This window comes from Mesorhizobium sp. WSM4815 (genome assembly GCF_055811575.1).
The window spans coordinates 354,660-373,329 of sequence record NZ_JBVVQS010000101.1; the positions used below are offsets into that span (position 1 = coordinate 354,660).

The following is an 18,670-nucleotide window of genomic DNA, read 5'->3' on the forward strand; positions in this document are numbered from 1 at the left end:
TCGTCGCAACCACCGGGTTCGGACCGGTATTCGCATGATCGTGACTGGCACGATGGCTCTACCTATCCAAACCCGGATTGGGATTAGAGAGAGGATGAACGCATCGACGTTCTCTGCGCCTGCGGTTACGCTCTCGTAGTCGCAGACAGGCCGCAGATTGAACGGGTGGCTTGCATGACGCATCATGTGAGGCTAACTATTGCCTCACATGGAATGGAGAGTGATATGCTAGCGCTCGGAAATGTCGCCGACGTTTTGGGGCTGCCCGTTAAAGAGGTGGCGGCGCGGTCGCCTTTCGGGCTGATCTCCCGGATCGAGGATGGACTTCCCATTGGCGCACTTGAGCGCGTTGCGCATCTTCTGGCGCCTGGCGATGCTCAGTTCAAATACCGGCTGATCCCCAAGGCGACCTACGAGCGGCGCAAGGCGGTACATCGCCTCTCGTCGGACGAGGGCACACGATTGGCCCGCGTCGCGCGCGTCTGGGGCCTTGCTGTCGATGTCTGGCAGAACGAGGAGGAAGCGCGCGATTTCCTGTTTCGGCCGCACCCGATGATTGAGGACAAGCGACCGATCGACGTCGTTATCATGAGCGAGTTCGGTGCCGAAATGGTGGTCGATATTCTCGCAGGTCTGAAGTACGGCAGTGCTGCGTGACGGCGCAGACTCTCGATCGCACTCTATCGTCCTTTCGTATCGGCGATCCGGCCGGCACCTACCCGATCTTCGATGCGACCGGCTCGACAATCGCGCCTGGGCGGTGGAACACGCCCGGAAGTCCTATCATCTACACCAGCGAGCACTATTCGACGGCCCTGTTGGAAAAGCTGGTGCATGGCAGCGGCCGACTGCCGCCCAACCAGCACTACATCGAAATCACAATCTCGCGCGGACTGAGTTACGAGGTCTTTTCCCAGCCGTCACTGCCCGGCTGGGACACGATGCCGGCGATGGTGAGCCACGGATTCGGCGAAACCTGGTGTTTAGAACGGCGCAGCGCCATCCTGCTGGTGCCGAGTGTCGTGGCGCGTCTCGATTGCAATGTGCTGATCAATCCGGCGCATCCGGAGTTTTCAAAGATCCACACGAGCCTGCACCAGCCGGTCTACTGGGACCGGCGGCTGTTTGGCGCGTAACGGGGAGGGGCTTTCTCAAGAGGCCTTGGTGAGATTGACGCGGAACCGGTCACGTCGGCGCTCGGTCCACGGGCTCGACTGCTATTTTGCCGATCGCGCAGTGGCTGTCGCTGCGCCTTACTTAGGGTGACCTCACGAGTCTGTTGAAATAAAAAATCACCACGTTACTGTTTGCCCACCAGCCGCCGGAAAGGGAACCGGCGGCGCGCTCAAAGAGGCCAGCTAATCGGCTTCGGGGCGTCAACACTCAAGAGGCGCAGCTGAACGGCCGCCTCGACAGGGAGAACTTCATGCTGAAAAACATGCTGAAGGCGACGGTGTTCGCCACAACCATGGCTTTGGCCGCCGGCACGTTCTACACGCCAGCCTTCGCCGAGGTCGTCTACAACCGCGGCACCGCCGCCGAATCGGAGTCGCTCGACCCGCACAAGACCTCGACAATATACGAAGCCGCTGTATTGCGTGACCTGTTCCAGGGGCTGGTCATGCAAGACCAGAAGGCGAACGTCATTCCGGGCGCCGCCGAAAGCTGGACTGTATCGGACGACGGCACCGTCTACACCTTCAAGCTGCGCAAGGACGGTGTCTGGTCGGATGGTAGCCCGGTCACGGCAGATGACTTCGTCTACGCGTTTCATCGGCTGGAAGATCCGGCCACCGGCGCCGAATATGCTTCGATGCTCTATCCCGTGAAGAACGCCGAGGAGGTGAACACCAACAAGGCGAAGCCGGAGGAGATGGGCGTCAAGGCAATCGACGCAAATACCCTGGAAGTGACGCTGAAGGCGCCCACGCCCTATTTCCTTGAAATGCTGACCCACCAGGCGACTTATCCGGTCAGCAAGGCGTCCATTGACAAGCTCGGCGCCGATTGGATCAAGCCGGGCAATCTGGTCTCCAACGGCCCCTTTACCCTGGCGGAGTGGGTTCCCAACGACCACATCAAACTGGTCAAGAATCCGAAATTCTGGGATGCTGCGAGCGTCAAGCTCGACGTCGTCAACTACATCCCGACCGAAGATCGTTCGTCGGCGATAAAGCGCTTCGAGGCCGGCGAACTCGACAGCTACGACGACCTCCCGACCGAGCAGCTCGCCGATCTCAAGGCCAAGTTTGGCGATCAAATTCGCGTTGGACCTTACCTCGGCACCTATTATTTTTCGATCAAGACCGACAAGGCTCCGTGGGACAACGTCGAACTGCGCAATGCCATCTCCATGGCAGTCGACCGCGATTTCCTTGCCGAAAAGGTCTGGCAGAACTCAATGCTGCCCGGCTATTCGATGGTGCCTCCGGGCATTGAGGGCTACACGCCGGCAATGGCCAAATACGCGGACATGTCGCAGATCGACCGCGAGGATGAGGCCAAGAAGGTACTCGAGAAGCTTGGCTATACGCCCGAGAAACCGCTGAAGATGGAAATCCGCTACAACACGTCGGAAAACCACAAGAACACTGCAGTCGCCATCCAGGAGCAGTTGAAGCCGCTCGGCGTCGAAATCACGCTGCTCAACACCGACACCAAGACCCACTACTCCTTCCTTGAGCAGAAGGGCGACTACGACGTGGCGCGTGCCGGCTGGATTGCGGATTACAAGGATCCGGAAACCTTCCTCGGCATCTCCCGCAAGGCAAGCGGCAACAACTATTCGAGCTACAACAGCCCGGAATTCGAGAAGGCCATGGACGAGGCGGCCGCCGCCGGCGGCAAGCCCGAAGAGCGGATGAAAGAACTCGCCGAGGCCGAGCGCATCCTCGTCGATGACGTCGGCAACATCCCGCTTCTCTACTATAGTTACAAGGATATCGTTTCTCCGAAGCTTCATGGCTTCGAGGACAACGTCATGGATGTGCATCCGTCCCGCTTCATCTCCAAGGACTGATCTCCTTGGCCGGACTGCCGCTCCTTTACAGCGCCGCGCGTCCTTTGGGGCGCGCACAGGGCGCTGTAACGCCTTGATTTTGCACGTGATCCTCTCCGGACCTTCGGCTCGGGTCATGCGTTAGGGGCGGCGGTCCCGGTTTGCTAGCAAAGCGGGGAACCGATGCTGCGTTACGTATTCCGGCGGCTTCTGACCGCCATTCCGACGCTGTTGGTCATCGTGACCATGGCGTTCTTCCTGATACGCGTCGCGCCTGGCGGCCCGTTCAATCAGGAGCGGGGCCTGAGCCCCGAGATCAAGGCCAATCTCGAAGCGCAGTTCGGTCTCAACGACCCGCTCTGGCTGCAATATGTCCACTATCTCGGCAATCTGCTGCGCGGCAATTTCGGTCCGAGCTACAACATGCCGGATTTCACTGTCGGCGAATTGTTTGCCAGGGGCCTGCCCGTATCGATCCAGATCGGCGCCTCGGCCCTGATCCTGGCGCTGCTGCTCGGCGGCCTCCTCGGCACCATTGCCGCGCTCAACCAGAACAAGCTTGCCGACTATTCGGTGATCGCTCTGGCGACCGCCGGCAGCACCATTCCGACCTTCGTCATCGCGCCGGTTATCCAGCTTCTGTTCGGTCTGACCTGGAAACTGCTGCCGATCGGCGGCTGGGGCGATGGCGCCCTGCTCAACAAGATCGGCCCTGTGCTGACCCTCGCCTTGCCGCAGATCGCCATCGTCGCCCGCCTGATGCGCGGCTCGATGATCGAATCGTTGCGCTCGCACCACATTCGCACCGCACGTGCGCTCGGCCTGTCGGACTGGTCGGTGGTCGTCAAGCATGCGCTGCGCGGCGCCATATTGCCGATTGTCTCCTTCACCGGCCCGGCGGCGGCGGCACTGCTCACCGGCTCGATCATCGTCGAGACGATCTTTTCCATTCCCGGCATCGGCCGCTATTTCGTCGAGGCCGCGCTCAACCGTGACTACACGCTGGTCATGGGCACCGTGGTGGTCATCGCGCTGTTCACCATCGTCTTCAACCTGATCGTCGACGTCATGTATGCCTTCGTCGATCCGAGGGTGCGCTATGACTGACATCGCAGCCACCGCTCCGGCCATCGTCGGCCGTTCCCTGTGGGGCGATGCCTGGGCGCGCCTCAAGGCCAACCGCGCCGCCATGTTCAGCCTGTATTATCTTGCCTTCATCGCAATCCTCAGCGTGTTCGGACCCTCTTTGGTGCCGCATCGATACACCACCATCTACGCCGACTATGTGCGCATGCCGCCGAGCTTGTCGGCCTATCCGAAGCCTGACAAGATAGAAACCGCGCTCAACGAGGCGATCAAGCGCATGCGTGTCGACATCAAGCAGTGGCGGCAGGAAGACAATCGCATCTTCGTTACCGTCACATCGCGCAAGCCGATCGACGACCGCAATGTCCGCTACCTCGACCGTTCCGATGCCTTCGACAACACGAAGACAGAGAGCAAATCGGCTGACGGCCTTGAAGCGGTGATGAGCGCTTCAATCAGGCAGCAGTATTTCCTGTTCGGCACCGACAATACCGGCCGCGATCTCCTGTCGCGGACGCTGATGGCCGGGCGCATCTCGCTGGCCATCGGCCTGCTCGCCGGGGTCGTTGCGGGCGTCATCGGCGTGCTCTACGGCGCTGCGTCCGGCCTTGCCGGCGGCAGGATAGACGAGGTGATGATGCGCATTGTCGATGTGCTCTATTCGCTGCCGTTCATTTTCTTCGTCATTATGCTGGTGGTGTTCTTCGGCCGGAACTTCGTGCTGATGTTCCTGGCGGTCGGCGCCGTGCTGTGGCTCGACATGGCGCGCATCGTGCGCGGACAGGCGCTGTCGATCCGGCGGCAGGAATATGTCCAGGCGGCGGAGGCGATGGGCATAGGCCAGCGCGGCATTCTGATCCGCCACGTCATTCCCAACCTGCTTGGCCCAGTGGTCATCTATATGACGCTGCTGGTGCCGCAGGTCATCATCCTGGAGAGTTTTCTGTCGTTCCTCGGGCTCGGCGTGCAGGAACCGATGACCAGCTGGGGCGTGCTGATCTCGACCGGCGCCAAGAACATCGGCACCGCCAACTGGCTGCTTTTGTTCCCAGCATTTTTCCTTGTCTCGACGCTGTTCGCGCTGAATTTCGTCGGCGACGGCCTGCGCGACGCGCTCGACCCGAGGGATCGTTGAGATGGACACCTCCGAAACGATCCTCAGCGTCAAGGACCTTCGCGTCCGCTTCCGCACGCTTGACGGCGTGGTCGAGGCGGTCAAGGGCATCAACATCCACGTCAATGCAGGCGAAACCGTTGCCGTGGTCGGCGAATCCGGTTCCGGCAAAAGCCAGACGATGATGGCGGCGATGAGCCTGCTGGCCTCGAACGGCGAGGCGACCGGCGTCGTCGACTATCGCGGCCGCAACCTTTTGACCCTGAGCAAGTCCGAGCTCAACCAAGTCCGCGGACGCAAGATCAGCATGATCTTCCAGGAGCCGATGACCTCGCTCGATCCGCTCTATTCGATCGGCAACCAGCTGATCGAACCGATCCGCCGGCATCGTGGCCTTGGCGCGGCGCAAGCACGCGAAGAGGCGCTCAAGCTCTTGCGGCTGGTCCATATTCCCGATCCCGAGCGGCGGATGAAATCCTATCCGCACGAATTGTCGGGTGGCCAGCGACAGCGGGTCATGATCGCCATGGCGCTGGCCAACGACCCCGATATACTGATTGCAGACGAACCGACGACCGCGCTCGACGTGACCATCCAGGCGCAGATTCTCATGCTGCTTGCCGAGCTGCAGCGCAAGCTTGGCATGGCGATCGTCTTCATCACCCACGATCTCGGCATTGTCCGGCGCTTTGCCGACCGGGTCTATGTCATGCGCTACGGCGAAGTCGTCGACGAGGGCGAGGCGGAAGCGATTTTCGTCAATCCGCAGCATGCCTATACCAAGATGCTGTTGGCCGCCGAGCCGACCGGAACCAAGGCGCCGCCACCGCCAAATGCGCCTGTCCTGCTCGAAGGCAGGAATGTCGAAGTGACCTTCAAGATCGGCGGCGGGTTTCTCGCCGGAGAGCCGCTGATCCTGCGCGCGGTCGACCACATTTCGATCCGGCTCAAACGCAACCAGACCATCGGCATCGTCGGCGAATCCGGTTCAGGAAAATCGACGCTCGGCCGAGCCCTGCTGCGGCTCCTGCCAAGCGATGGGCTCATCCGCTTTGGCGATCGCGATATTTCTGCCGCCGACCGCCAGGCCATGCGGCCGCTGCGGCGCGAATTGCAGCTGGTCTTCCAGGACCCGTTCGGTTCGCTGTCGCCGCGCATGACCGTCGGCCAGGTCATCACCGAAGGGCTTCTGGTGCATGAGCCGACCCTGTCGGGCAGGCAACGCGACCTGCGCGCCGTCGAGGCCTTGCGTGAGGTCGGGCTCGACCCGAATGCGCGCAATCGCTACCCGCACGAATTCTCCGGCGGCCAGCGCCAACGCATCGCCATCGCGCGGGCGATGATCCTCAAGCCCAAGGTGGTCGTCCTCGACGAGCCGACGTCGGCGCTCGATCGCTCCGTCCAGAAGCAGATCGTCGAATTGCTGCGCAAGCTGCAGGCCGACCATGAACTGTCCTACCTGTTCATCAGCCACGATCTCGCCGTCGTGCGTGCCATGGCCGACTACATCATCGTCATGAAGCAGGGCAAGATCGTCGAGGAAGGGCCGACCGAGGCGATTTTCAGCAATCCGCAGGCATCCTACACGCAGACACTGATGGCCGCGGCCATCGACGTCACACGGTTTCGCTTGAGCGCATAGCGCGGCCGGTCAGGACTGCAGCGGATAGTGATTGAAAGGTCCCGAGGCGAATAGACCGTCGTTTGCAGCCAGGGCTGCTATGGCTTCGATCTCGATCATCGCCTCGGGCGTTTAGAGCGCTATCATCTCGACGATCGTCTCCGCCGACAGGGCTTGAAAAAACTGCTTCCGGCGGAGTTCAGCGACCTCCTTGAACTTGCTCATGTCCTGCGCTGGATTCAACATAACGCCCGAAGTTGTCCAGGATCGCCTGCCAGCCGTCACGCTGCAGGTCGATGGAGTTCTGCGTCTCGGCATCGAATATGGTCTTCACCTTCGTACCGTTGCCTGCGGCTTCGAAGGTCGTACGCGCCTTGCGCCCGTCGCTCATGGCGAATGCGATCGCCTTGTACGGCTCGACCTCTTCGTACACCGCCTCGAAATCGAAGCCGAAACTGCCGTCCTTGGCTTCCATGCGCGCCTTGTAGCCGCCACCCACCTTTAGATCGGCTTCCGCGCTTGGGCAGCACCAGTCGTCGGAAGCGAAGTTCCACTGTGTAATATCGCCGGGCGTCGTGTAGGCCTCCCAGACGCGTTCGATCGGCGCGGCGATCGTTGTGGCAATGGTGATCTGCTGGTTGGTCATTTTGGTTTCCTTGTTGTCGCAGCCGGATGAGATCTCGCAGACGGTTTATTGCGTGATTTCGGGCTCGACGAGGTGAGCAAGCTTGCGCAGCGACTCTTGCCAACCGAGATAGCATGCCTCGACCGGGATCAGATCGGGCACGTTCTCCTGAACCACCGTCATCTCCGTTCCGACTGAAACGGCCGTCAGCGTGACGGTCACTTTCATCTCGCCCGGAAGGTTCGGATCATCGAACACGTCGCTGTAGACGAGCGTCTCGCCGGGGACGAGTTTCAGATAGGTGCCGCCGAAGGAATGGCTGTGCCCGGTCGTGAAGTTTCGAAACGACATTCTGTGCTTGCCGCCTTCCTTCGCTTCAAGCTCATGCACCGTACAGGTAAAACCGAAGGGCGGGAGCCAACTCGCGACCGCGTCAGGTTCCAGAAATGCGCGGTAGACCTTTTCGGGTTTGGTGGCGAGAACCCGGTGCAGTTTAACGGTGTTGGGCATGATCATCTCCATTCGTTGAGTTCACCAGGGCGTCGTTGCCGTGGATCGGGTTAGCCTGCTGCTGCGGCTTCCAGCGCCGCGATATCGATTTTCTTCATCGTCATCATCGCCTCCATCGCGCGCTTGGCCTTGGCGCGGTCGGGACTGGTCGTCAGTTCCATCAGCCGCTTCGGCGTGATCTGCCAAGAGAAGCCCCACCGGTCCTTGCACCATCCGCAGGCGCTCTCGCTGCCGCCGTTTCCAACAATCGCCTTCCAGTAGCGGTCGGTCTCTTCCTGATCTTCGGTCAGCACCATCAGGCTGACGGATTCGTTCGCCTTGAAATTCGGGCCGCCGTTCAGGCCTAGAAAAGACTGGCCGAGCACTGTGAACTCGACCGTCAGTTCATTGCCTTCCTTGCCGCCGGGATAGTCCGACGCGGCCGCATTCAGCCGATCCACATGGCTGTCGGGAAAGGTGGCGGCATAGAACTCTGCCGCCTTGCGTGCTCCGCCGTGGTCGAACCACAGGCAGGTCACGAGTTTCGTCATTTTTAATCTCCTCGGTTCTTGGGTGGTATTTGTTCGTGCCGCGACTGTCAGACCTCAGTCGAACCAGCCCTTGGGCGGCTCGCCGGCTGAACGGACCGATGAACGCCATCATAAGGTCGGCCTGGATTACATCGACCGCAGATGTGTTCGATGATCTAAACTCGCTCACGGGTCTTTCACCTGGTTTCGTTGCTTCGTGTCCAAAGGACGAACAAGTGGTGCGCCTCCCGACAGCCAACCTGTTATTTTTTTGCCACGCGGCAAGACCACCTAACCCGAGTCGATCCATCCAACCGCCGGCTGGTAAGAGCGGGTCGGCGTAGGGCCGGGCCGTTTGCTTCAGCACCGGTTGTCCATATCACGAGGCGTTCGTGGAGAAGGCGCTTGAGGTCCTCGTTGATGCCCGCAGTTTTCGCGGAAACAAAGAACAACCTAAAGCGCGCCGCATGAGGCCGGTCAAACGCGACGCGCTTTAGTCGCCCGCCGTCGTCGAAGGTGCTGGTGCACGCTGATCGGCTGCATCGCTTTCCCGAGCAGGCCGGGTCACGGCAAGCACCGACAATTCATGCCGGCGCCCATCTCGCGCAGTCCACATGATCGACTGTCCGGCCGAGAGGCCGATCAGTGCCGTGCCGATCGGCGTAAGGATTGAAACCTTGCCCTCGGAGATGTCCGCATCGCCAGGAAAAACCAGCGTCACCGTTTTCGCATCACCGGTATCGGGCTTGAACGTCACCGTCGAACCCATCTGGACGGCGCCCGCCGAGATCAAACCATCGGAAACGATGCGCGCTCGCTCGAGTTCGGCGAGCAGTTCATCGGAAGCCTGCGGATTTCGTGCGGCCACGGTGCTCGCAAGCGCCGATAAACGCGCATGGTCCGATTTCGAGATGCGGATGGTCGGCTTGCGCCGCGCCTTGATGTTATCTTGCATTTTCGAATACTCGTATTCTCAGTTGAGCGGGCTGCCTCAAGCATGGTTTAACGGGCCAATTCGAGGCAGATCTTGCTCAAAGCCGATGCCCCAGAGCCGGTGCTGGCCTGCGTACGTTCGATGTCGATTTTATGTGCTTGCCCCGCGGCCCGGGGCACATGGCAGCCGAGCCGGGGGTTACGATCCCGCGATGGGGCAAACCCGGAAAAGAAAATCGCGACGGATCTTTTTTGTGGCGTTCATATAACCGTAGTTGGTGCCAAGATCGGGGAAGTCAAGACGACCCTGTAGCAAGGCGCGGTGATGCCAAGCGGGAACAATTCGACGGCCGGTGAGTTTCCAGGATGAAGGGCGATCTGTTTCGGAGGAAACTGCGATGAAACGCGTCCTTGCCCAAAACGCTGTACGGCTGATGCTGGGCGGCGTAGCCGCCGGCCTGCTCACGGTCGTCGAGATTCCCAATCCGGTGGCGCCATTGTCGCTTGTGTCCGAGGCGAGGGCTGCCACCGACGTTTCCGTTTCGATCAGCACATTCTACGATAAACTGTCTTCCCATGGTGATTGGGTTTCGTACCGGGGAGCGACCGTTTTCGTCCCGGTTGATGTAGCTGACGACTGGCGCCCGTATACCATTGGGCATTGGGTCTATACCGAGCAGCATGGCTGGCTCTGGGTGTCCGACGAGCCGTTCGGCTGGGCGACCTACCATTACGGCCGTTGGGGCTATGCCGACGACATCGGCTGGTACTGGGTTCCCGGCACTCGTTGGGCGCCGGCATGGGTGAGCTGGCGGCGCGAAAGGGAGCACGTCATCTGGGCTCCGCTGCCGCCGCGCCGTGATCCCGATTTGATTTCAATCGAGGTGACCATCGACACCACGCCGGATTTTTACTGGGTCGTGGTCCCCACCCGCGAATTCCTTGCTGACGACATTTCTGTCGTCGTTATCCGTGATGAGCCGGAGTTTGTGCGCATTGTCGAGGCGGCCGAGCCGGCCGGCGACGTGACCATCCAGAACAACGTGGTGATCAACAAAGTCATTGATGTTGATGTGATCGAGAAGGAGACGGACGAGCAGGTGACAGTCGTCGAGGTCAGCGAGACCGAGACGCCCGAGCAGGCCGGCAAAGTGGAAAACAATACGGTCACGGTCTTTGAAGGTGAAGTGAAAGCCGATCCCGAGGCCAAACCAGCTGAGCTCAAAGACATCGAGGAGGTGAAGCAGGTTCAGGCAGGCCGGAAATCGAAGCCGACCGAAGGCGCAGCAACGACCGAACAGGCGCCGGATGACGAGGTCAAGCCGGAAGAGACCGCCAAGCCTGAGAAGCCGACCGAGGAACAACCGGCCGCCGAGCAGGAGCAGGCCGAGCCGGAAGAGACGGGCAAGCCTGAGAAGCCGACGACCGAGGAGCAACCGGCCGCCGAGCAGGAGCAGGCCGAACCGGAAAAGGCGGCCAAGCCTGAGAAGCCGAAGGCCAAGGAGCAGCCCGCCGCCGAGCAGGAGCAGGCCGAGCCCGAACAGGCGGCCAAGCCTGAGAAGCCGAAGGCTGAGGAGCAGCCCGCCGCCGAGCAGCAGCAGGCCGAGCCGGAACAGGCCGAGCCCAAACCACAGCAGCAAGAAAACAAGGCGTGCGATCCGCAGACTGGGGCGAACTGCTAAATGTGCGGGTACAGACTACGGGCGCCGCGATCGTTCCATCGCGGTGCCCGCTGTGAGCCGAGCCTTCATTGGTCGCGGTGATTTCTGGGGTCGTTGTGATTTCTGGCAATCTCGCCACCCGCCGTAAGCCATTTTGCATCGAACCAGCGGTCCGCCGGTCCGTCATAGGGCAGCCGCGTGATATCCCAATGGCTGACGAAGCGCGCGTAGGCGTCCCACACTGGTGGACCGCCGCCGATGAAGACGACGCGGCCGACGAAGCGCTGGAGTGTGGCCTCGGGATCCATGCTGGAGCGAACGACGACAAGGTCCCGATCCGCGCGCGCAAAATCCGGAACGCTCGCGATCGTCTTGGGACCGGCGAGCAAGACGTGTCCTCTGGTCAGGTCGAAAAATCGTGCAACGTCGGCGACGAACTCCGGCGACCGGTTGCCTTCCCAGGGAAGGCCGCCGTTGAGGCCGAGCTGCCCCGCTTGGCCAATGGCACAGACGACTCTAACGACAGTCTTCTTCATGCGTACTCCACCGATAGCCGGTCTGATCGCATTCGCAACGCTTGCACGTCATGCTGCGCCACGCACTTTGGTAAGATGACCCAACCCGCTGCCTTACTCCGCTGCGGCTGGCTGGTCCACCGCCTCGTTGAGGAGGTGGTTTTGAGTGTCGTCGGTCGGACTATGGAACTCCTTCTCAAAAGTCCATCCCGGCACTGAAACAAACGAAACACTTCGAGTTCGGCGCGGAAAAACCCCTGAAACAGCGATGGTTTAAATCCAACGGCACCGCTGCACCCCGCGGCGCCAATCAATGGAGTATTGCGATGTCGAGAATGCGAACAGCTTACCGCTCATTTCGGAATTACCGGATTCACCGCATGGCGGAACGGACCCTTGCGGCAATGGACGATGCCCTCCTGAAGGACATCGGGATCAGCCGGTCCGAGATTGGCTTGGTGGTCCGCGGCTTGCAGCGCGGCCAAGAAGACAAGGCGGGCTGAACCATGAAGCTTTCATTTAGGCTCCCGCTACTGGCCTGTGCGAGCGCGGCCGCCCTTCTGGCGGCGCCCGCCGCGAATGCCCATGAAACGGGCGTTCCGCACCGCCAGGCCAAGGCGGCGGTTGCAGAGGATTCGACAAGCGTCCCGCTAGTCGAAAACCTCGGCAGTCATTCCTACCCTGTCACCACCGCCAACCCGCTGGCGCAGGCCTATTTCAATCAGGGCCTGCGCTGGGCGTGGGCATTCAACCACGCCGAAGCGCAACGCGCTTTCAGGGTCGCGCAGAAGCTGGCCCCGACCTGCGCCATGTGTTTCTGGGGCGAGGCCTACGTGCTCGGCCCCAACATCAACGCCGGCATGGGCCAGGAGGCGGCAGCGAATGCTGCCGAAGCGGTCGCGCAGGCGCGAAAGCTAGCGCACCTCGCCTCCAGCCGGGAAAAGGATCTTATCGCCGCGCTCTCCAAGCGCTACAGCGCCGATACTTCGGCCGATCAGGGTGCCCTGAACCAGGCCTATGCCGCGGCGATGGCGGAACTGGCAGACCGCCACCCGCAGGACGACGAGATCGCCACGCTCTACGCTGACGCGCTTATGAACCTGATGCCGTGGGACTACTGGCTTGACGGCGGGGCAACGCCAAAGCCGGACACGGTCAAGCTTGTGGCCTCGTTGGAGCGGGTGCTGGCGCGCAATCCGGATCATGCCGGTGCGATCCATCTCTATATCCATGCCGTCGAAGCATCCACGACGCCGGAAAGGGCCGAAGCTCATGCCGACCGGCTTGCCGCCCTCATGCCCGGCGCCGGACACATCGTGCACATGCCAGCGCACATCTATCACCAGGTCGGCCGGTGGATCGACAGCCTGGAGATCAACCGCGAGGCGGTGGCAGCGGACGAGGCCTATTTCGAGCGCGTCGGCATAGCGCCGGAGAGCACGCCCGGTGTCTACACGGACGGCTATTATCCGCATAACCTGCATTTCCTGATGACCTCCGCACAGATGGCGGGCGACGTCGAGGCAATCGCCGAGGCGGCCAAAAAGCTCGAATCGCTGGTCTCCAATACCACGGCCAGCAAGGTGGCCGGGCTGCAGCCGATCAAGGCGGCGACCTATTTTGCCCACGCCCAGTATAGCGATCCCGAGGCCATACTCGCGCTGCCGCTGCCGGCAAACGCCTTGTCTTATGTCAAGGCAACCTGGCGATATGCGCGGGGCGTCGCCTTCGCCGCAAAGGGTGCGAGCGAGGCGGCGCGCGCCGAGACCGCCGCAATCCGCAAGCTCGCTGCCGAGACCGATTTTTTCACGGAAACGGCGGGAGGACTTCCGGCGCCGGATTTGCTGGAATTGAGCGCGCTGATCGTGGAGGCCCGCATTGCCCAGCACCAGGGCAACCTGCGGGAAGCCCGCGATAAGCTTGAGGCGGCGGTCGCGATCGAGGACGGCCTTGCCTATATGGAACCGGCCTACTGGTATTATCCGGTCCGACAGACCCTCGGCGCGGTCTACATGGCCATGGGTGAGCACGAGGTGGCCGCGGCAGCCTTCGCGCACGTCCTGGAACAGACGCCAAACAACGCCTGGGCGTTGTGGGGCCTGCGCGAGGTTTTCCGCAGGACCGGCAGGACAGCGGACGCCGAAGAGATGGATGCGCGCTTCAAGGCCGCCTGGGTGGGAGCGCCGGATTTTCTCGGCATCGAACGGCTCTGACCCGCTCTTAAGGTGCCGGCGTCGTTGTCGGCTCAGGAAACGTGTCGCAGCCTCGCAACCCCGGCTGCGACACGCAATCCCAGGTTGAAAATGACATGCTTGGCCGGTAACTGCGCTTCAGTGCCACACGTCATAGTAGAAACGCACCCGAAGATCAGAGGTTGAGAGGGCTACCCCCCTGGAGCCACAAACCGCATAAGCCGCAGGGGCCGAGGCGCTGGTTCAACCAGCCAGTGGCGCGCTCAAGCGTAGAGGTAACCCATGCCGCGGATCGTCCTGATCACCTCCGGCTTGGAGGGATCGACCTCGATTTTCTTCCGCAGGCGCGAAACGCGAATGTCGATGCTGCGATCGAAGGGGTCCCAGCCGCGGTCATGGGCGAGTTCGAGCAGTTGATCGCGGTTGAGTACGCGTCCGCGATGTTCGCTGAATACTTTCAGAAGCCGGAACTCCATCGGGGTGATCGCTATTTCGACCCCGTCGGCGTTGTATAATTTGTGTGCGTCCGGGTCGAAGCGGCACTTGCCGAAGTGGAGCTGGTGAGGGCCCGGAGCACTCGTTTTCTCCGCAGCTCGTTCGCTCGCCGATGTCCTGCGCAGCACCGCCTTGACCCGCGCCAGCAACTCCCGCAGGTCCATGGGCTTGGCGACATAGTCGTCGGCGCCAATCTCCAATCCGACAACGCGATCGACGATTTCCGCCGATCCGGTCAGCATGATAATGGCAACGTCTGAGTGCTCTCGTAGATATCGCGCCAGGGAGAGGCCATCCTCACCTGGCATTCGGATATCCAATATGACCACATCGACGTGCTGGCTATCAATAAGTTCACGCAGGGCAGGCCCCGCATTGGCCGGCGTCACGGCATAGCCATGGAGCTCCAGATACTCCGCCACCGTGTCGCGGATATCCGGTTCGTCATCGCAGACCACTATGTGTGCGTGCGTCGTCAAAATCGACCACCGAACAACCAGCCTAATGGATAAGTTGCCTCTAAAGTGACGTGCAAATCAATGGGTCTGTCAAGCATTGTTGTTGACCAGATTTGAGACAAACGAACGGAGTTCGTTCGGTTTGATCGGTTTCTCAAGATAGGGCCGTTTCGCGGCGCGCAGGAACATCTGCGCGTCCGGACTGATTGTGTCCCCCGTCAGAAAGGCTAACCTGTCGAGTTCAGCCGGATGGAGCTTGGCAATCTGGTTGAACAATCCCCGCCCGTCCATATCAGGCATTTTCAGATCGCTCAGGATCACCGCGAAACTGCGGTTCTTGAGGTGCAGCAGCGCTTCTTCGCCGGATCTGGCAATGGTGACGTTGAAACCATCTCGCCTGAGCACCTCAGCAACCAGCTCACCCACTTCCTCTTCGTCGTCCACCACCAGACAGGCAATGCCGGTCGAATTCGGGAGCTCGTCTTCAGCCGTTTCGGTTCCTTCGTCGAGACGGTCCGAAGCAGGCAGCGAAAGTATGAAGATCGAGCCACTCCCCTCGGGGGATTCGACCTCGATGGTTCCGCCATGGGATTGAACGATCCGATGACAGAAGGACAGCCCGATCCCAGTCCCTGCCCCAATCTCCTTGGTCGTGAAGAACGGCTCGAAAATGCGGGGACGTATCTCTTTGGGAATTCCCGGACCCGTGTCGGCAACGCTGACGACTATGTTGCCGGTTGTGGGATGAAGCCGCGTTGAAACCGTGATTGTCCGTCGTCCTTCCCAGCCGTGCAACGCCTGTTCTGCATTGACAAGCAAGTTGATCAGCACCTGGCCAAGCTGATCGGGATCCGCCCAGATGGGGGGAAGACCAGGTTCAAGATGAACTGAAAGCCCGATGTCCGACGATCGAATCGAATAGCTCGCCACTTCGACCGCTTCGGAAATGATGTCATCGATCACAACGTTTGAGGTTCGCGTCGGCTGCTGTCTGGCCATAGCCAGGAACGTCTTGACGATCCTGGCGCAGCGTTCGGCTGCCTTGCTTATCTTGTCGGCGCGTTCCACGACCTTGGCGTCGGCAGCGGTCTCCTTCAACAGCGATGACAGGCCAAGCACCACCGAGAGCGGATTGTTGAGCTCATGCGCCACCCCGGCCAGCAATCCACCGAGCGCCGACATTTTTTCGTTCTGGTGCAGCGTCTCGCGCTGCCGCTCCAATTCCTGCTGCATTTCGATACGGTCGGTGAGATCGTAGGCGTGGGAAACGATCACTTTCTCACCATGGTAATCGATCAGTCGAGACGAAATCGAGCACCAGCAGGTTCCACCGCCTTTGCGCTTGAGCTGGGTTTCGAAATCGTCGACCAATCCCGTCGCGAGCAGCCGCTCGACGTATCGCCTCCGCTCTGAAGGATCGACATAATAGTCGACGGCGCTGGTGACGTCGCCGAGCAGATCAACGGTGGCGGGGCTGCGGTAAAGCAGCTTCCCGTCATGCGCACGGGTCATCTGGATGTTGACGGGGCAGGCTTCGAGGACTTTACGGACCAGTTCGTCCGCTTCCTTGGCGGCCTCCTCGGCCCGCTTGCGCTCTGTAATGTCGACACGGGTGACCACGAACCCGCCTTCGCGGGTCGGACAGTTCGAGACGAAAAACCAACGCCCGTCCGTATGACGGAATTCCTGTTGCCGGAATTCGCGGCGGTCCCTTGCCCTCTCGGCAAGCCAGTCGTCGATCTTGTCGCGTGGAACCGGAAACTGGTTGCGCTCTGCGGTCACGCGGAGGAAATCGAACCAGTTCACCCCGGGGACGAGCACATCCGCGCTTATCGCGTGCATCTGGCGGTACCTGCTGTTGGCCAGCACCAGGCAATCGTTCCTGTCGTAGAGGGCAAACCCTTCGGCCAGAGATTCGATCGCGTCGATCAGCCGCTCGTTGGCCTTGCGCGTTTCTTGCTGGGCGGTGATCATGTCGGTGATATCAGTCGTGTTCGACACTATCACCTGCCTTCCCTGGAAATCGATCAGGCGAGCGGAAATCGAAGCCCAGAAGGCCTTGTTCTCGGTGTCGTACTGCTGGACCCGAAAATCATCGATCCTGCCCTTTTCGATCAGGGTGCGCTCCAATATCGCGCTATAGTCTGGATCGACATACTGGTCGGTTATCCGAGGACGGTCGGCGTAGAGATCTCTGGTAGCAGGATTGCGGTAGAGCGTTTCTCCCTCGAACGTGGTCATGCGTATCGGCGAAGGGCAGGCATCGAGCACCTTTTGCAGCAGTGTCGTGGCGTCGCGCTCGAAAGCCTCGGCCTTCTTGCGCTCGCTGATGTCGGTGCGCGTTACGACGAAGCCGCCAAGATCGGTGGGATGTATCGATACCGAGTGCCATTTGCCGTCGGAGAGGGGGACCTCGAAATGGGAGTGGAACTCGATCCGGCTTTGGAGCCGCTCGTCGAGCCACTCATCCTCGCGCCCAACCGCATTGCGGTACACGCCGCGCCTGGCGGATTCGCGAAGGAGTTCGTTCCATTCCACGCCCGGTTCGACGAGATCCCGAACCGGGCGGTTCAGCTCGCGGTAAAGGCTGTTGCACATGACCAGGCGGTGGTCTTCGTCGTACAGCGCGAATCCCTCGGAGAGTGATTCAACGGCGTCCGCGAGCATCTCCCGCGCCGCGGCGACTTCGCCGTCACGCTTCTTCTGCTTGGTCACATCGGCGATGCCGGCGAGAACCACTCGCCGGCCCTGGAATTCGACGATCCTGAGATTGCCCGTGGCCCAGAACTCCTGGCCGTCGGGTCTTTTGAGGAGCACCTCGCAATTTTCGACGACGCCCTTTTGCATGAGTTCCCGATTGATTTCCCGGTGCTTCTCGGGATCGACAAAGTAATCGCCAAGCCGCACCGTCTCGCGTTGCGCCTTCTTGCTCCATCCAAGCAGCCGTTCGGCAGCATTGCTCTGGTAGATGAGTTCCCCCGAACTTGCGTCGTTCATCCATACCGGCAACGGATGATGCTTGATCAGGAAACCGAACAGATCCTCGCGCTGCTTGCGTTCCGTGATGTCCAATACCCCGATGATGAGCGAGGGGCGCCCGCCGTAGACGCCGCGACGGCAGTTGGTCGAACACCAGACGGCCGATCCGCTTGTGTTTCTAAGCTGGATTTCGTGATCCCGGACGATCTCGCTGTTGCTGGCGAGAGAACTGATTTCATCGAATTCGCCAGAATTCACGAAATGATCCGTCAGGAATTGCGGCTCGTTCGGCGTCCATTTTCGGCCAAGCAGGTTCGACGCATCGAGGCTTTCGTAGAGGATCTGCCCGCTTCCCGCGTCCACCACCCAAACCGGCAGCGGGTGACTGTCCGTGATGCAGCGGAATATCTCGGCGTTCTCCTGGTGCGCGATCTGCGCTCGCTTCATCTCGGTAATGTCGACGCTTACCAGGGCCATGCCGCCATCCGGCCGAGGATGTGCGGTGAGCAACTTCCACCGGCCATCCAATGTCTCGGCTTCAACTGGAGCGTCGTCGATTTGCGTCCATCGCGCCGCGGCGCTTTCAACAAATGCGTTGCCCGGCTCGATGGGGCGGCCGTCGAAACTCTTTAGACGTGAGAGGGCTTCGGCGACTGCGGCAATGGCGTCCGTCGGCTGCATCTCGCCGCGGTCGAGCCACCGGCTTCCAAATATCTGCGGATTGCTGTCGACCAGAACATGGTTGGCGTCAAAAAGGGCATAGCCTGTGTGTGTGGATGGCACCGGATTATCAGGCCGCATGGTCGTTCCCTTTGTTCGCGTGATCCCGCGAGGGCGGATAATAGCCCCTCTTTGTTTCAGCACGCGTTCGGGCGACGCGTGATTTGTTTCAACTGTTTCGAGGAGACATCGCCGGCGCTGACGTGCCGCCTCTCATCCCCGTGGGGCGCGCGCTGAAACAAACGAAACACTCC

Annotated in this window: 16 protein-coding genes; 9 read left to right on the forward strand and 7 right to left on the reverse strand. The window is 60.8% G+C overall.

The features are described 5' to 3' along the window. Window positions 1-225: 225 nt before the first annotated feature. The 6 genes from AC0L2B_RS27220 to AC0L2B_RS27245 all read left to right on the forward strand — a co-directional run bounded on the left by AC0L2B_RS27220 (window position 226) and on the right by AC0L2B_RS27245 (window position 6,840). On the forward strand, window positions 226-657 hold the full coding sequence (locus AC0L2B_RS27220) for a DUF2384 domain-containing protein (RefSeq protein WP_287172717.1): 432 nt from the start codon (window positions 226-228) through the stop codon (window positions 655-657). Continuing rightward, complete coding sequence (locus AC0L2B_RS27225; RefSeq protein WP_473747515.1) at window positions 654-1,136, forward strand: RES family NAD+ phosphorylase; 483 nt, start codon at window positions 654-656, stop codon at window positions 1,134-1,136. Before AC0L2B_RS27220 ends, AC0L2B_RS27225 begins: the two co-directional genes overlap by 4 nt. A 290-nt stretch (window positions 1,137-1,426) precedes the next feature. Next, window positions 1,427-3,019, forward strand: a complete 1,593-nt coding sequence (locus AC0L2B_RS27230) for a peptide ABC transporter substrate-binding protein (protein WP_473747516.1) — start codon at window positions 1,427-1,429, stop codon at window positions 3,017-3,019. 162 nt (window positions 3,020-3,181) lie between these two features. Beyond that, window positions 3,182-4,105, forward strand: coding sequence for an ABC transporter permease subunit (locus AC0L2B_RS27235; RefSeq protein ID WP_023799733.1), 924 nt, complete (start codon window positions 3,182-3,184; stop codon window positions 4,103-4,105). Beyond that, window positions 4,098-5,219, forward strand: coding sequence for an ABC transporter permease (locus AC0L2B_RS27240; protein ID WP_473747518.1), 1,122 nt, complete (start codon window positions 4,098-4,100; stop codon window positions 5,217-5,219). Before AC0L2B_RS27235 ends, AC0L2B_RS27240 begins: the two co-directional genes overlap by 8 nt. A 1-nt stretch (window position 5,220) precedes the next feature. Then, a complete protein-coding gene (locus AC0L2B_RS27245; RefSeq protein WP_473747520.1) occupies window positions 5,221-6,840 on the forward strand; it encodes an ABC transporter ATP-binding protein in 1,620 nt (539 codons plus the stop codon). Between the two features lie 178 nt (window positions 6,841-7,018). Here the strand turns inward: AC0L2B_RS27245 and AC0L2B_RS27250 are convergent, their stop codons facing one another. The 4 genes from AC0L2B_RS27250 to rnk all read right to left on the reverse strand — a co-directional run bounded on the left by AC0L2B_RS27250 (window position 7,019) and on the right by rnk (window position 9,418). Continuing rightward, complete coding sequence (locus AC0L2B_RS27250) at window positions 7,019-7,465, reverse strand: SRPBCC family protein (protein WP_473747522.1); 447 nt, start codon at window positions 7,463-7,465, stop codon at window positions 7,019-7,021. Between the two features lie 45 nt (window positions 7,466-7,510). Then, window positions 7,511-7,954, reverse strand: a complete 444-nt coding sequence (locus AC0L2B_RS27255; RefSeq protein ID WP_031255154.1) for an SRPBCC family protein — start codon at window positions 7,952-7,954, stop codon at window positions 7,511-7,513. 50 nt (window positions 7,955-8,004) lie between these two features. Beyond that, window positions 8,005-8,484, reverse strand: coding sequence for a VOC family protein (locus AC0L2B_RS27260; RefSeq protein WP_473747524.1), 480 nt, complete (start codon window positions 8,482-8,484; stop codon window positions 8,005-8,007). 472 nt (window positions 8,485-8,956) lie between these two features. Continuing rightward, the gene (rnk, locus tag AC0L2B_RS27265; RefSeq protein ID WP_287341618.1) at window positions 8,957-9,418 is read right to left on the reverse strand and encodes a nucleoside diphosphate kinase regulator; all 462 of its coding nucleotides are present in this window, start codon (window positions 9,416-9,418) and stop codon (window positions 8,957-8,959) included. Window positions 9,419-9,794: 376 nt separating this feature from the next. Here rnk and AC0L2B_RS27270 point away from each other — a divergent pair, with 376 nt between their 5' ends. Continuing rightward, window positions 9,795-11,078 carry a DUF6600 domain-containing protein gene (locus AC0L2B_RS27270; protein WP_287172710.1) on the forward strand — a complete coding sequence of 428 codons (1,284 nt, stop codon included), beginning with the start codon at window positions 9,795-9,797 and terminating at the stop codon, window positions 11,076-11,078. 65 nt (window positions 11,079-11,143) lie between these two features. On the opposite strand, the gene AC0L2B_RS27275 is transcribed toward AC0L2B_RS27270, so the two are convergent. Continuing rightward, the gene (locus tag AC0L2B_RS27275; RefSeq protein ID WP_023799722.1) at window positions 11,144-11,593 is read right to left on the reverse strand and encodes a dihydrofolate reductase; all 450 of its coding nucleotides are present in this window, start codon (window positions 11,591-11,593) and stop codon (window positions 11,144-11,146) included. 314 nt (window positions 11,594-11,907) lie between these two features. Between AC0L2B_RS27275 and AC0L2B_RS27280 the strand changes: the two genes are divergently transcribed. Continuing rightward, complete coding sequence (locus AC0L2B_RS27280) at window positions 11,908-12,075, forward strand: DUF1127 domain-containing protein (protein ID WP_128172270.1); 168 nt, start codon at window positions 11,908-11,910, stop codon at window positions 12,073-12,075. A gap of 3 nt (window positions 12,076-12,078) precedes the next feature. Further along, window positions 12,079-13,785, forward strand: coding sequence for a tetratricopeptide repeat protein (locus tag AC0L2B_RS27285; protein WP_473747526.1), 1,707 nt, complete (start codon window positions 12,079-12,081; stop codon window positions 13,783-13,785). 242 nt (window positions 13,786-14,027) lie between these two features. On the opposite strand, the gene AC0L2B_RS27290 is transcribed toward AC0L2B_RS27285, so the two are convergent. Beyond that, window positions 14,028-14,738 carry a response regulator gene (locus AC0L2B_RS27290; RefSeq protein ID WP_473747527.1) on the reverse strand — a complete coding sequence of 237 codons (711 nt, stop codon included), beginning with the start codon at window positions 14,736-14,738 and terminating at the stop codon, window positions 14,028-14,030. Window positions 14,739-14,807: 69 nt separating this feature from the next. Further along, the gene (locus AC0L2B_RS27295) at window positions 14,808-18,497 is read right to left on the reverse strand and encodes a PAS-domain containing protein (protein WP_473747529.1); all 3,690 of its coding nucleotides are present in this window, start codon (window positions 18,495-18,497) and stop codon (window positions 14,808-14,810) included. Between the last annotated feature and the right edge of the window lie 173 nt (window positions 18,498-18,670).

Bases quoted from the DNA above. Each gene is read 5' to 3' on its own strand.
- AC0L2B_RS27220 (WP_287172717.1), top strand. From the start codon at position 226: ATGCTAGCGCTCGGAAATGTCGCCGACGTTTTGGGGCTGCCCGTTAAA.
- AC0L2B_RS27295 (WP_473747529.1), bottom strand. From the start codon at position 18,497: ATGCGGCCTGATAATCCGGTGCCATCCACACACACAGGCTATGCCCTT.
- AC0L2B_RS27235 (WP_023799733.1), top strand. From the start codon at position 3,182: ATGCTGCGTTACGTATTCCGGCGGCTTCTGACCGCCATTCCGACGCTG.
- AC0L2B_RS27230 (WP_473747516.1), top strand. From the start codon at position 1,427: ATGCTGAAAAACATGCTGAAGGCGACGGTGTTCGCCACAACCATGGCT.
- AC0L2B_RS27240 (WP_473747518.1), top strand. From the start codon at position 4,098: ATGACTGACATCGCAGCCACCGCTCCGGCCATCGTCGGCCGTTCCCTG.
- AC0L2B_RS27260 (WP_473747524.1), bottom strand. From the start codon at position 8,484: ATGACGAAACTCGTGACCTGCCTGTGGTTCGACCACGGCGGAGCACGC.
- AC0L2B_RS27255 (WP_031255154.1), bottom strand. From the start codon at position 7,954: ATGCCCAACACCGTTAAACTGCACCGGGTTCTCGCCACCAAACCCGAA.
- AC0L2B_RS27275 (WP_023799722.1), bottom strand. From the start codon at position 11,593: ATGAAGAAGACTGTCGTTAGAGTCGTCTGTGCCATTGGCCAAGCGGGG.
- AC0L2B_RS27270 (WP_287172710.1), top strand. From the start codon at position 9,795: ATGAAACGCGTCCTTGCCCAAAACGCTGTACGGCTGATGCTGGGCGGC.
- AC0L2B_RS27280 (WP_128172270.1), top strand. From the start codon at position 11,908: ATGCGAACAGCTTACCGCTCATTTCGGAATTACCGGATTCACCGCATG.
- rnk (WP_287341618.1), bottom strand. From the start codon at position 9,418: ATGCAAGATAACATCAAGGCGCGGCGCAAGCCGACCATCCGCATCTCG.
- AC0L2B_RS27285 (WP_473747526.1), top strand. From the start codon at position 12,079: ATGAAGCTTTCATTTAGGCTCCCGCTACTGGCCTGTGCGAGCGCGGCC.
- AC0L2B_RS27250 (WP_473747522.1), bottom strand. From the start codon at position 7,465: ATGACCAACCAGCAGATCACCATTGCCACAACGATCGCCGCGCCGATC.
- AC0L2B_RS27245 (WP_473747520.1), top strand. From the start codon at position 5,221: ATGGACACCTCCGAAACGATCCTCAGCGTCAAGGACCTTCGCGTCCGC.